This window comes from Bacteroides faecis, assembly GCF_020091505.1.
Taxonomy (GTDB): Bacteria; Bacteroidota; Bacteroidia; order Bacteroidales; family Bacteroidaceae; genus Bacteroides; species Bacteroides faecis.
This window is the reverse complement of the sequence record NZ_CP081916.1, coordinates 5,038,565-5,050,863: the sequence shown is the minus strand read 5'-3', so window position 1 is coordinate 5,050,863 and position 12,299 is coordinate 5,038,565. Positions and strand designations below refer to the sequence as shown.

The following is a 12,299-nucleotide window of genomic DNA, read 5'->3' as shown; positions in this document are numbered from 1 at the left end:
TCTTTTTCTACGAGTATAATTACCTGTGTTGATACCTTGTATCATCAGCATTAAATCCTGTCAGGTTGTTTTGTAAACATGGATTTCTGTTATGCACGTCTTGCAACGGGTTAACTGGATTAAGGTCTTGAGTAGTTCTGTGTTCACTGTATTTCGGGTGTGTAATATATTTTATAAGAATAAAGAACTTTATATTCCGGAGCAATAGTAGCGGAGTGAGGTGCGCCGACATTGCTTGTACAAGACAGAACGGAGTTTGGAGAGTGAGAACCTAGTACAATGGGAATAAAACTTTGAGCCGGCAATTTCGACTCACGCAACTTTTTTTGCCAATAATAGAATTTCGCTTCGTTGATTACTTCATTGGCATAAAATTACAAACCCTCAAATCGTTATTCTCGTAACGGGAATAGATTGATTCAAACTCTTTAAGCTTCCACATAGCTTTGGGGTGATAAAGGTAGAACAGAACAAAGAAAGTGAAAAGACGGGGGCAGCGAATGCTTACAAAGTAAATTGGTGCGAGTTATAAAATAGGATATTACTCCATTTGTAATTGCTTGCAATTCAATTCTTAGAATTGAAATAAACGACGATTGGGAGCGTATTCTTGAACGAATACACCGATAAAAAGAAAAAAACATTGAGGAGATTCAATACAATCTTCTCAATGTTTGAATCCAATCATTAAGAAGATTTTTTCAAACTTCCCAATGATTTTTGTAAACTTTCAAAGTGACATAATGACAAAAAGGACATATGGTCCCTTTTATAAATTCTTATGATACATTCTTTAAACTATCTTGCTGATTTTTAATTCATTGAGTGCCTTTTATGGACTGTTTTTATGTGATTGCCGAAATCGTATTTTACGCGAGTTAGATTGTTGCTTTGTTGATGAATGCTTTTGGTAGTTTACCAATAAAGTGTTGGATGTTGTACGAATTATTTGAAGGATGAAGTGTGGGAGATAGCATTAAGGACAATAATAACTGGTTATGCTCATAACAACAAAAAATCAGGTAGATATTTGTACACGATTTTAGGAAAACATGGCATTTGCTTTCTGTTTTTTACCTTGCTGATCCGCTTCTTTTTCCTCATTGCCATCTTCAAAACTATTATATGTCTTTTTGTCCTTTTGTCTTTTTGAGAGAGAAGGGTAAAGCGAAGTGTTGGATGCGGATGAGTGTGTGCAACTATTTGTAAACCAGATTATAACATGCTATTTGTTTCTCGGATAGGAAAAACGGAATCCTCAAAATAGGTTGTAGTATCGCGTAATATGCTTTTGGGGGAATATTTTTGTGGCAGGCTTCGCAAGTGAGGAGATTTCATCGGTCAACAGTTAATAGGTTTAAGAAAATATGCTACAAAAAACTACTTGGTTTCTTTTTTGTTTTCTATTCTTGATAGAAAAGGCGATTTTTTGACATAAAAGCTTTCTTTATTTAATTTATTTTATATCTTTGTTAGCATATCAAGATTACAATCAACTATTTATTCACATAAACTTAATAAAATTATGTTCAAAGCTCCTTTTTCTTTTGACGGTCGTATTCGCAGGATCGAATATTTCCTGTCTGGTATTATCGGTGGTATCGTTTTTGGTATTGCCTATTCTCTGGGATTAGCTACTTTATTTCTTGGTGCGGCTGCCGGTTCTGCAGGTGGTTCTGTTTTCGGTATCCTGATTGGTTTCGTGGCAGGTATTGCCTCCCTGTGGTTTTCTTTGGCACAGGGCGTTAAGCGTTTGCACGACTTGAACAAATCCGGCTGGCTGATTCTGATTTGCTGTGTTCCTATCATTGGTTGGGTATTCGGCCTTTATATGTTGTTTGCCGATGGTACGGTAGGTCCTAACCAGTATGGTGAAGATCCGAAAAACCGTATGCCGTATCAGCCACAGCCTGCTTCTGTCAATGTAACGGTGAACGTGTCGAGAGACGGAGTAAAGGTGGATCAGACGGTGAAAGCCACTCCTGCCGAAGCATCGGCTGAAACTTCAGCTGAAGCCCCTGCTGAAGAAGAAAAAACAGAAAAAGCTGAATAGTCTTTAATAAGAAGAAATATGGTTGCCTCTTGCAAAATTCGTTTTGCGGGAGGCATTTTTTTGCTACCTTTGAGGATTGGTAAACAAAAAAAGAAAGATAAATATGAAAAAAGTAATTTGCAGTGAAAAAGCGCCGGGAGCTATCGGACCTTATAGTCAGGCGATAGAAGCCAATGGAATGGTATTTGTATCCGGTCAGTTGCCTATTGATGCGGCTACCGGAAAGATGGCGGAAGGAATTGAAGAACAGGCACGCCAGTCGCTGGAGAATATAAAACACATCCTGGAAGAGACAGGTTTGACAATGGGAAACATTGTGAAAACGACTGTATTCCTCCAGGATATGTCATTGTTCGCCGGGATGAACGGCGTATATGCTACGTATTTTGACGGAGCTTTTCCGGCACGTTCGGCAGTTGCTGTAAAGGCTTTGCCGAAGGATGCGTTAGTAGAGATTGAGTGTATCGCGGTTCGCTAACAAATCGGCAACAATAAAGTTACTGCCTCCCACGAAGATAAAGTCTTTAGGGGGGCAGTTTTCTTTTGCCGCCCGCACGGCGTCTGCTACGGTAGGATAGGAGGTACCCTTCAGTCCCGCTTCCGAAGCCATTTTCATCAGCTCATCTTCCGGCAGCGCACGCTTCACGCTCGCTTTGGTGAAATAGTAGGTGGCGTCTTTCGGCAACAGTTCCAGGACGCTGCTGATATCTTTGTCATTGACCATGCCAAATACAATATGCAGTTCCTGATTTAATTTATTGTGTATATAGTTAAGCTGCTGACGGATACATTTGAAACCGTCGGCATTGTGACCTGTGTCGCAGATGACGTCGGGGTAGCTCTGGAGCTTTTGCCAGCGTCCCATCAGACCGGTCATTTCGCATACGTCAGAGAATCCGGTATGGTAATCCTTCTTGCTGATTTCATATCCCCGGTTCTTCAGAATCTCCAGGGCTGCGAGGATCGTGAGGCAATTTTCTGTCTGACAGAGGCCGCTCAGTTCGTAGTAGAGTCCCGTCATAAAACTGGAATTATGAATCAATATCGCGTCTTTTCTTTTATCAATGATTCTGTCTATGGCGTGTATGGCGTCGGTCGGGTTGATAAGAGAGACAAATTGCATCATTTTCATCGGAAGCTCCTGTATCTGCTGAAGTTTTATTTCCTCCTCCAATAACTCCTGCAACTCGGCTCTGGATTCTTTCAGGGTATCATAGGGGGCATATCTCACATTGGTGCAACTCTTTAATTCTTCCGCGAAGACGATGCAGGCATTCATAGCCTTGGCTTTCATCGTGAAGACTCTTTTCACTGCTCCTGATACTTTACCCACTATTACCGGAATGTCTTCTTTGATGATTCCTGCTTTTTCTTTGGCGATTTTAGTCAGTGTGTTGCCCAGATATTGCATATGATCCCAACCGATATTGGTAATGACACACAGATCGGGGGTGATGATATTGGTACAGTCCAGACGTCCGCCCATACCTACTTCGATTACAGCTACATCTACCTGCTGGTCGGCAAAGTAGCGGAATGCCATTGCTGTGGTGAGTTCGAAGAAAGAAGGGTGCAGAGGCTCGAAGAAAGAACGGTGTTCTTCTACAAAGCTGACTACATAATCTTCGGGAATCATTTCACCGTTGATACGGATACGCTCGCGGAAGTCAATCAGATGCGGGGAAGTAAATAGCCCGACTTTGTATCCTGCTGCTTGCAGTACGGCTGCGATCGTGTGTGAACAGGAGCCTTTTCCATTTGTTCCGGCGATGTGAATCGTTCTGAATTGTTGATGCGGATGACCTAAATGTTCGTCCAATTTGTGTGTTGTCTCTAAACCCGGCTTATATGCTTTTCCACCAATTTGCTGAAACATAGGTGTACTTTCATATAAGTACTTTAAAGTGTTCTGATAATCCATGTTTTATAATATTTAACTCCGGGCAATCTTTATTGCTCGCAAAATTGTTTATCTTTAGAACCATCAATTCAACCGATAGCGGAGGATTGATGAATCAGACTGCAAATATCAACATTAAATTCTAAGAAATCATGGGAACTAAGAAAAATTTTGTAATTGACACAAATGTTATTCTTCACGACTACAATTGCTTGAAGAATTTTCAGGAAAATGATATTCATCTTCCCCTTGTCGTACTGGAAGAACTGGACAAGTTCAAGAAAGGAAACGAGCAGATAAATTTCAATGCCCGTGAATTTGTCCGGGAACTGGATTTGCTGACGAGTGACGAGCTGTTCTCCCAAGGGGTGAGTCTGGGAGAAGGAATGGGTCGCCTGTTTGTAGTTCCCGGAAATGTGGATGCTCCCAAAGTGCATGAGTCTTTTCCGGTGAAGAAACCCGACCATCTGATACTGGCAGCTGTTGAATATCTGGCAGCCAAATATCCGAAAACTCCGGCTATATTGGTGACCAAGGACGTAAACCTGCGTATGAAAGCCCGTTCTATCGGTATTACCAGTGAGGACTATATCACAGATAAGGTATCCAATGTCGATATATTCGAGAAATCCAATGAGATCTTTGAAAATGTAGATCCGGCATTGATCGATCGCATCTATTCATCTAAAGAGGGCATTGATCTGAGCGAATTTGACTTTAAGGATGTCATTCACCCTAACGAATGCTTCGTTTTAAAGAGTGATCGTAACAGTGTACTGGCGCGCTACAATCCTTTTACTCATTCCATTTGCCGGGTAACGAAAGGACGTAATTATGGTATTGAGCCCCGTAATGCCGAACAGAGTTTCGCTTTCGAGATACTGAATGATCCGAACGTCAAATTAGTGGCATTGACCGGAAAAGCGGGAACAGGTAAGACATTGCTGGCTTTGGCAGCAGCTTTAGGCAAGTTGACTGACTATAAGCAGATATTGCTGGCACGTCCGGTAGTGGCATTGTCCAACAAGGATATCGGTTTTCTTCCGGGGGATGCCCAGGAAAAAGTGGCTCCTTACATGCAGCCGCTATTCGATAATCTGAATGTGATCAAGCGTCAGTTTGCCGCCAACTCGACCGAAGTGAAGCGTATCGAAGATATGCAGAAAAGCGAGCAGCTGGTGATTGAAGCATTGGCATTTATCCGCGGACGTAGTTTGAGCGAAATGTACTGTATCATTGATGAAGCGCAGAACCTTACCCCGAATGAAATAAAAACGATTATTACCCGTGCAGGTGAAGGTACGAAGATGGTATTCACAGGAGATATCCAGCAGATTGACCAGCCTTATCTGGATAGCCAGTCCAATGGTCTTGTGTATATGATCGACCGTATGAAAGACCAGAATATCTTTGCACATGTCAATCTGGTGAAAGGGGAACGTAGTCAGTTGAGTGAGTTGGCTAGCAACTTGTTATAAAAATGAAGAAATAAGAATGAAGAAAAAAGAATGAAGAATTACTTGCAGCATAAATGCGCTAGCGAATTCTTCATTCTTCATTTCCCCAAAGTTCTTCATTTTTTAGGCTTCTTTCTTTCCGAAGTATTTCAGGAATTGGGTACGTTCGAATGTATTGATACCTTGAACGTCTTTAATATTCAGCTTTCCTTTGAATTGAGCGATATTATTGAAACCTTTGCGTTCCATCCATGCGGAAAGGAAACGGGTGGATTCTCCGATAAATGCATTCGTATTCTGATAGATAGCACTGCAAACTTCTACGGCTGAAGCACCGGCAAGGATTACTTTTACTACCGCTTCCGGATTGGCGACACCGCCGGAGGCTGCATAATCGATTTTGTTTACCACTGAAGAAGCGATTCCAATCCAGCGGAGAGGAGTGGCAAGGTCGGCGGAGGTGCTGAACACTTCACCGGATACTTGTTCCATATTCTCAATGTTGATGTCCGGCTGGTAGAAACGGTTGAAAAGAACCACTGCAGCTGCTCCGTTAGCATATAGCTGGTCGATCAGGGCTACGGGGTTGGTCAGGTTGTCACCCAGTTTCATAATAACCGGAATGGTTACCGTTTGTTTGATATGACGCAGAATGTCGATGTGACGCTGCTCAAATGAGCCATACGTATATTGCACATCCGATTGCAATGCCAGAATATTGATTTCCAGTGCATCGGCGCCGGCCTCTTGTATCTGTTTGGCAAAGTCTACCCATTCCGAGTCTGAATAGCAGTTGATGCTGGCTATGATGGGAATAGAACACTCTTTCTTGCTTTCCTTGATTAAAGTGAGATATTCAGCTAACTTATGTTCACGGATATATTCTTCCAGATAATCACTTGCTTCCGGATAAAAAGCGGGGTCTTTCAGTTGATCCGCTTCCAGCATAATTTGCTCTTCAAACAGAGATTTCAGTACAATGGCACCTGCTCCTGCTTCTGCCAGTCTCTTATTCTTGCCGGCACTGTTGGTCAGTCCCGAGCTACTGATAATGATTGGGTTTCTGAGAGAAAGCCCTGCGAAAGTAGTTTTTAAATCGGTCATGGTAATAATGATTGATTAAGTATTATAGTTTCTTTCTCCGAATATCTTGCTTCCGACCCGCACTAAAGTACTTCCTGCAGCGATTGCTTCGTGATAGTCGTGTGACATACCCATCGACAATTCGCGGAAAGTATCCGAATCGGCAAACCAGTTTGCTTTTATTTCCTGAAAGAGCCTATTCAGTAAACAAAATTCCCGGTTAATTTGTTCAACATCGTCGGTGTTGCTTGCCATTCCCATCAATCCGCAGATGCGTATGTGAGACAGTTCTTTCCATTCGCCGGCATGCAGCATGTCTTTGCATTCTTCGGGGCTGAAACCGAATTTGGTTTCTTCTTGGGCAACGTGAATCTGTATCAGGCAGTTCACGATACGTCCCGCCTTGGCTGCTTGCTTGTTGACTTCCGCCAGTAGCTTATAAGTGTCGATTCCGTGTATCATTTCTACGTAGGGAATCATGTACTTAATCTTATTTGTCTGCAAGTGCCCGATAAAATGCCATTCGATGTCTTTCGGCAAAGTTTCGTATTTAGCTGTCATTTCCTGCACTTTGCTTTCTCCGAAAATACGCTGTCCCGCCTGATAAGCCTCTTCTATCGCTTCATTGGGGTGGAATTTTGAGACAGCAACCAGCCGGACTCCTTGTGGGAGTTCGGCCAGCACTTGCTTTAGATTGTCAGCAATACTCATGGTTACTTATGCTTTTGACGGATCAAATTCCGGTTTGTCATTCGGTCCGGCGCTATAAGGATATACATCCATCAGCGGAGTTTCTGATACCATACCGATTTGATAGTCAGCCATTGTTCCTTTCATGCCCTCGTCCAGTTTCTTCACTGCGTCGCGCAAGTCGGCAGCCTGAACCAGCACTTGGGTAGAAGTCTTTTTCTCGGCGCCGCTTTTCTCGTCAAGGGTGATAAAGATCAGTTTGCACTTAAACCAGCGGTCAGCGCTTTCTTCATCGCTGGGGAAAAGTTCGCTATAGTTGGCACGTTTGATGTCCGATACTGTAAATTCTCCTGTGATAAATGGAGTCATCTCCTCGATAATACGTGCTTCTGCTTCTGTAAAGCTGAGTGCATCTACCAGATAAGGTTCCGTCACTTTCTTCTGCATTCCGTTTTCCATTGTTTTCTCGTAACGGATTTTGCACTCAAACCAAGTATGCATTGCCATAATTTTTCTTCTTTTTTAGTTTATTGATTCGTGTAAATTGCCTACAAAGATAAACAAAATACGAAGTAACTGCCGAAAGATTTTTATTTTCTTTTATGCAGATTTCTCAATTCGAACGAAAGCATGACGCGGAAAAGTCCGATGATGAAGAAAGTAAAGGAGATCATGTAGACTACGTATAATGCGCCTACTGCCGGTTGCCACAATATGATCAGGGCACAGATAATGGCAAGGATGCCGAAAGCCATGTACCAGCCCCAGTCGCGAGTGCCGTAACGTTTGAGGTCGATGGAGTAGCCGGTGGAGGAGAAGCCCCGGAACATAAGCCAGAAGGCGATGATAAACGGAATGACTTCCATGCTGACCATCGGATAGGCGATCAGGTAAATACCTAAAATAAGGTCGATGATTCCTCCCACCAGATACCAGCCCCAACTGGGTACTCCCTTGCGGTTACTGAGAGAGAATATGATTTCGAGAATACCGCTTATCAGCATCGATATGCTGAAAACGATGCTCAATGCGACATAGCTGCTGAGGGGTGAGAACATAAGCCAAAGGGCGACAATGATATACACAATTCCTAATAAAAGAGAAGTCCACCAGTTTTTTACTGAGTGCTGGATCTCGTTGAATACAGTTTCCATACGTTTTAAATTTTAAATGAATACTCTGTGAATTTGTGGAGGAATAACAAATTGATTTTAGAAAAGGTTTTCGTGTGAACATATTCCGGGGATAAGTTGTTTTTATTATAAAGTAATTTTAAAATGTAAATGCAATATGGCAACAACAAATTTCAAAGGACAACCGGTGAAACTGATCGGTGAATTTATACAAGTAGGTAAAGTCGCTCCTGACTTTGAGTTAGTAAAAACTGATTTGTCTTCTTTCTCTCTGAAAGACCTGAACGGCAAAAATGTAATTCTAAATATTTTTCCAAGTCTGGATACGAGCGTTTGTGCAACATCGGTACGCAAATTTAATAAAATGGGAGCAGGTCTCAAAGATACGGTCGTACTGGCTATTTCCAAAGACCTTCCTTTTGCTCATGCACGCTTTTGCACGACTGAAGGCATTGAGAACGTAATTCCATTGTCTGACTTCCGCTTCTCTGACTTCGACGAGAGCTACGGACTGCGTATGGCAGACGGACCGCTGGCAGGATTACTGGCACGTGCAGTAGTCGTGATCGGTAAAGACGGCAAGGTAGCTTATACGGAGCTTGTTCCGGAGATTACTCAGGAACCGGACTATGACAAAGCATTAGCGGCAGTTAAAGAATAAGTATTAAGTAATAAGTATTAAGTATTATTCCATGCGGTTGGTACCAATAGTACAATAAGCGGCTTCGATTAATACTTAATACTTATTACTTAATACCTAATTACTTTTTTCCTAAACCTCAACCACATGGACAAAATTCGATTTTTCTTCATTGCCCTGTTAGGCATGGGCGCTGCCCACTTGTCGGCTCAAACCGCCGATAGTACAAAAACTTCTCCCTGGACAACGGAAGGTTTTGCCGGACTCAAACTGACGCAAGTAAGCCTGACCAACTGGTCTGCCGGAGGTGATAACTCCGTCGCTTTTGACTTGCAAGGTACTTATCAAGCTAATTATAAAAAAGGAAAGCATATATGGAATAACCGCCTTGAACTGGCTTATGGATTGAATAAGACAGGGGAGGACGGCATGAGAAAAGCCAATGATAAAATATATTTGAATACCAACTATGGTTATTCTATCGCCAAAAACTGGTATGCGAGTGCATTTGCCACTTTTCAGACGCAATTCTCACCCGGATATGACTATTCTGTCAATAAGGATGTCGCTATCTCCGAATTTATGTCACCGGGCTATTTGACCACCGGTCTGGGATTTACGTATGATCCGGGAAAGATTTTCACGGTTGTATTGTCTCCTGCTTCCTGGCGCGGAACCTTTGTTCTGAATGACCGTTTGTCTGACGAAGGTGACTTTGGAGTAGATCCCGGCAAGCATCTGTTGTCGAGCTTCGGTGCCAACCTGAAAGGGGAGGTGAAATATGAATTCTTGAAGAATATGACTGTATACTCCCGTCTGGACCTGTATTCTGATTATTTGCATAAACCTCAGAATATCGATGTCAACTGGGAAATACAGATAAATATGGCAATTAATAAATGGTTCTCCACCACGCTGACCACTAATATGGTATATGACGATCATATCAAGATCGTTCAAAAAGACGGCAGTAAAGGATCTCGCCTGCAATTCAAAGAGGTGTTAGGCGTGGGAGTGCAATTTAATTTCTAATTTAGGTATTAAGTATTAGGTATTAAGCCATGCGGATAAGCTCATAAACAGCAGCTTCGGTTAATACTTAATACCTAATACTTAATACTTATTTTTTCTTCATTCCTTTATAGACCAGGAAGCCTACGATGAATATTCCGATGGCGATGAAGCAATAGCCGATTTCGTGGCTGTATTCTGTGACTTTGGCGATCAGTTGTTCTTCGCTTTCGATGCCGGGCACTGTTGACAGATAATAACCGATAACAGCCAGGATGGTGTTCCATAATCCGGCTCCTATAGTAGTGTACAGCAGGAAGGTGTGCATTTTCATGCGGGCAAGTCCTGCCGGTATGGAAATTAGCTGACGTACTGCCGGAATCAATCGACCGATGAATGTGGAGAGTGCGCCATGCTTGTCGAAATACGATTCGGCATGCTGTACTTTTGCTTCGTCAATCAGACACATATGGCCGATACGGCTGTTGGCAAACTTATAAATGATGGGGCGTCCCAGCCATTTTGCCAGATAATAGTTGATTAATGCTCCGATATCTGCACCGATGGTGGCAAACAAGACTACCAGATAAATATTAAGCTCGTCATTGACAGCTGCCTTGTAAGCCGCCGGCGGGATGATCACTTCCGACGGGAAGGGGATGAAGGAGCTTTCTATAGTCATTAATAAAGTGATTGTCCAATAATTCAGGTGTTCCAGACACCACTGGATAAAAGCTACTGATTCCATATGTTTTTGGGCTAAAGTTTATTAATATGATTAGTTGTTTCCTTTCTCTTTCTTCATGCGTTCCCATACTTCTCTCAGCATCTGTTCTCCTTCTTCCGTTTGGTTGGGGCGGGATAACAGGTCCAGAATGATATCTTCGCTGATGGGATGCTCACTTTCATTGTTGTACTTGAAGAAGTCGTCTATTTCATTATGCATCAGGCTGAGGACACTCAGTTTCTCTGCGATGTCCGCATAGTTGGGATCAATCCGGTATGCCTCCTGAAAACAGAGCTTGGCCTGATATAAGTACTCTGCGTCCGAATAGGCCGAGGCTACCATATACCACATTTCCGCACTTGGTTCCATTGTCAGTGCTTTATCAAAAGATTTGACCGCTTTTTTCTTTTGATTTTCCTGTATGTAGAGTTTGCCTTCTGCCAGATAGATGGCAGGATCATCCGGTTGGATGGCTATGGCTTTTTTGCATAGCTGATGCGCTTCCTCATACTTGCCCAGTCGGGAGGCGGCTACGGCTTTATTGGTATAAGTATCTATCAGTAAGGGAGAATTGCCGAGACCCTCTTCTATAAAGCGGTCGATGACACGTTGGTAGTAATCGTCGGCTTCTTTCCATGCTTCTTTGTTGGAATATGTAAGCCCCAGAAACATATAACCCATTTCGGGAGGAAGAGCTTTGTACTTTATTGCCTTTTTATAATCTTCAATGGCGGCATCTGAGTTGTTCAAGTAGAAATAGCTATGTCCGCGATAGGCGTAAGCTTCTCCACATTTGTCGTCGGCAGCCAGTGCAAAGTCGCAGGCTTCGATTGCTTTTTCACAGTCTTCGGCTGCAAAGCGGCATTTGGCAAGCCCTACCCAGTAGCTGGCGTTGTAGGGGTCGATGTCGATCAGTTGATTGTAGAAAGTTGATGCGGCTTCGAGCTGGTTGGTACCTGTGAGGTAGTCCGCCATAACCGCCATGAAATCTTCTTTTTTGCCATGACGGGGAGCACCCTTGTCCAGCCATTCTTTGGCGGCTTCGGGATATCCCATATCCATATAAAGATAGACGATGTTGATGATCGTTTCCAGTTCATCAGCATCTTCTATAGTATCCAGTACATTTCGGGCGTTTTCCAGTTGTCCTTCGTTCAGCATAAGTTCCGCTTTCAGCATTTTCACATCTGTATCATATTCGTCTGTAATACTTTCCACCACTTTTTTTGCCAGAGGAATTTTGCCGGTATCCAGATAAAGATAAGCTTGCTCTACCAGTAGATCTGTACTGTCGGGATGCAGGTGGAGGCCGTAAGTTATGACTTCTTGCGCTTCGTTGAATTTACGTCCGGCGGCATATTGGTCAGCAATGTCGGCTAATTGGTCTCCGTCCAGATAGAGTTGCCGGTTTTCCGCTCTGGCCGTTTCATATTGAGCGATTAACTCGTTCAGTTCTTTATTTGCGGACGGTGAATTTTTTCTCCCCATTCTGATTTATTTTGATTTGAATAAGACAGTGCTAAAAGAGGTTTTAGGCACGGATTACACAAATTACACGGAACTGAAAGTTGATGTAACTTAGAACCGTGTTAATCCGTGTAATCC

General features: G+C 42.8%; 12 protein-coding genes. 5 read left to right on the top strand and 7 right to left on the bottom strand.

Features of this window, described 5'->3' with window-relative positions:
* Positions 1–1,525: 1,525 nt before the first annotated feature.
* Both K6V30_RS19855 and K6V30_RS19850 read left to right on the top strand, forming a co-directional pair.
* Positions 1,526–2,053: a DUF805 domain-containing protein gene (locus K6V30_RS19855; protein ID WP_010538568.1), complete on the top strand. Its 528-nt coding sequence runs from the start codon at positions 1,526–1,528 to the stop codon at positions 2,051–2,053.
* A gap of 103 nt (positions 2,054–2,156) precedes the next feature.
* A complete protein-coding gene (locus tag K6V30_RS19850; RefSeq protein ID WP_010538567.1) occupies positions 2,157–2,531 on the top strand; it encodes a RidA family protein in 375 nt (124 codons plus the stop codon).
* On the opposite strand, the gene K6V30_RS19845 is transcribed toward K6V30_RS19850, so the two are convergent.
* Positions 2,499–3,974 carry a bifunctional folylpolyglutamate synthase/dihydrofolate synthase gene (locus tag K6V30_RS19845; RefSeq protein WP_010538566.1) on the bottom strand — a complete coding sequence of 492 codons (1,476 nt, stop codon included), beginning with the start codon at positions 3,972–3,974 and terminating at the stop codon, positions 2,499–2,501. The two genes, K6V30_RS19850 and K6V30_RS19845, sit on opposite strands and share 33 nt — an antisense overlap.
* Positions 3,975–4,105: 131 nt before the next feature.
* Here K6V30_RS19845 and K6V30_RS19840 point away from each other — a divergent pair, with 131 nt between their 5' ends.
* Positions 4,106–5,431, top strand: coding sequence for a PhoH family protein (locus K6V30_RS19840; RefSeq protein WP_010538565.1), 1,326 nt, complete (start codon positions 4,106–4,108; stop codon positions 5,429–5,431).
* Between the two features lie 102 nt (positions 5,432–5,533).
* Here the strand turns inward: K6V30_RS19840 and K6V30_RS19835 are convergent, their stop codons facing one another.
* The 4 genes from K6V30_RS19835 to K6V30_RS19820 all read right to left on the bottom strand — a co-directional run bounded on the left by K6V30_RS19835 (position 5,534) and on the right by K6V30_RS19820 (position 8,337).
* Complete coding sequence (locus tag K6V30_RS19835; protein ID WP_010538564.1) at positions 5,534–6,514, bottom strand: dihydroorotate dehydrogenase-like protein; 981 nt, start codon at positions 6,512–6,514, stop codon at positions 5,534–5,536.
* Positions 6,515–6,529: 15 nt separating this feature from the next.
* The gene (locus K6V30_RS19830; protein ID WP_010538563.1) at positions 6,530–7,204 is read right to left on the bottom strand and encodes a YggS family pyridoxal phosphate-dependent enzyme; all 675 of its coding nucleotides are present in this window, start codon (positions 7,202–7,204) and stop codon (positions 6,530–6,532) included.
* A gap of 6 nt (positions 7,205–7,210) precedes the next feature.
* Positions 7,211–7,690, bottom strand: a complete 480-nt coding sequence (locus K6V30_RS19825) for a DUF4494 domain-containing protein (protein ID WP_008762440.1) — start codon at positions 7,688–7,690, stop codon at positions 7,211–7,213.
* Between the two features lie 83 nt (positions 7,691–7,773).
* A complete protein-coding gene (locus tag K6V30_RS19820; RefSeq protein WP_010538562.1) occupies positions 7,774–8,337 on the bottom strand; it encodes an HdeD family acid-resistance protein in 564 nt (187 codons plus the stop codon).
* A 136-nt stretch (positions 8,338–8,473) separates the two neighbouring features.
* Here K6V30_RS19820 and tpx point away from each other — a divergent pair, with 136 nt between their 5' ends.
* Together tpx and K6V30_RS19810 are read left to right on the top strand one after the other, a co-directional pair.
* Positions 8,474–8,977, top strand: a complete 504-nt coding sequence (gene tpx, locus K6V30_RS19815) for a thiol peroxidase (RefSeq protein ID WP_010538561.1) — start codon at positions 8,474–8,476, stop codon at positions 8,975–8,977.
* A gap of 126 nt (positions 8,978–9,103) precedes the next feature.
* Entirely contained in the window at positions 9,104–9,988 is an 885-nt protein-coding gene (locus K6V30_RS19810) for a DUF3078 domain-containing protein (RefSeq protein WP_055268940.1), read from the top strand.
* An 88-nt stretch (positions 9,989–10,076) separates the two neighbouring features.
* On the opposite strand, the gene K6V30_RS19805 is transcribed toward K6V30_RS19810, so the two are convergent.
* Together K6V30_RS19805 and K6V30_RS19800 are read right to left on the bottom strand one after the other, a co-directional pair.
* A complete protein-coding gene (locus tag K6V30_RS19805; protein WP_010538559.1) occupies positions 10,077–10,715 on the bottom strand; it encodes a DedA family protein in 639 nt (212 codons plus the stop codon).
* A gap of 30 nt (positions 10,716–10,745) precedes the next feature.
* The gene (locus tag K6V30_RS19800; protein ID WP_010538558.1) at positions 10,746–12,182 is read right to left on the bottom strand and encodes a tetratricopeptide repeat protein; all 1,437 of its coding nucleotides are present in this window, start codon (positions 12,180–12,182) and stop codon (positions 10,746–10,748) included.
* Between the last annotated feature and the right edge of the window lie 117 nt (positions 12,183–12,299).

What these genes read in the sequence shown, in the direction of transcription:
- tpx (WP_010538561.1), top strand. Translation starts at nt 8,474, where the DNA reads ATGGCAACAACAAATTTCAAAGGACAACCGGTGAAACTGATCGGTGAA.
- K6V30_RS19855 (WP_010538568.1), top strand. Translation starts at nt 1,526, where the DNA reads ATGTTCAAAGCTCCTTTTTCTTTTGACGGTCGTATTCGCAGGATCGAA.
- K6V30_RS19800 (WP_010538558.1), bottom strand. Translation starts at nt 12,182, where the DNA reads ATGGGGAGAAAAAATTCACCGTCCGCAAATAAAGAACTGAACGAGTTA.
- K6V30_RS19845 (WP_010538566.1), bottom strand. Translation starts at nt 3,974, where the DNA reads ATGGATTATCAGAACACTTTAAAGTACTTATATGAAAGTACACCTATG.
- K6V30_RS19820 (WP_010538562.1), bottom strand. Translation starts at nt 8,337, where the DNA reads ATGGAAACTGTATTCAACGAGATCCAGCACTCAGTAAAAAACTGGTGG.
- K6V30_RS19850 (WP_010538567.1), top strand. Translation starts at nt 2,157, where the DNA reads ATGAAAAAAGTAATTTGCAGTGAAAAAGCGCCGGGAGCTATCGGACCT.
- K6V30_RS19805 (WP_010538559.1), bottom strand. Translation starts at nt 10,715, where the DNA reads ATGGAATCAGTAGCTTTTATCCAGTGGTGTCTGGAACACCTGAATTAT.
- K6V30_RS19825 (WP_008762440.1), bottom strand. Translation starts at nt 7,690, where the DNA reads ATGGCAATGCATACTTGGTTTGAGTGCAAAATCCGTTACGAGAAAACA.
- K6V30_RS19830 (WP_010538563.1), bottom strand. Translation starts at nt 7,204, where the DNA reads ATGAGTATTGCTGACAATCTAAAGCAAGTGCTGGCCGAACTCCCACAA.
- K6V30_RS19810 (WP_055268940.1), top strand. Translation starts at nt 9,104, where the DNA reads ATGGACAAAATTCGATTTTTCTTCATTGCCCTGTTAGGCATGGGCGCT.
- K6V30_RS19840 (WP_010538565.1), top strand. Translation starts at nt 4,106, where the DNA reads ATGGGAACTAAGAAAAATTTTGTAATTGACACAAATGTTATTCTTCAC.
- K6V30_RS19835 (WP_010538564.1), bottom strand. Translation starts at nt 6,514, where the DNA reads ATGACCGATTTAAAAACTACTTTCGCAGGGCTTTCTCTCAGAAACCCA.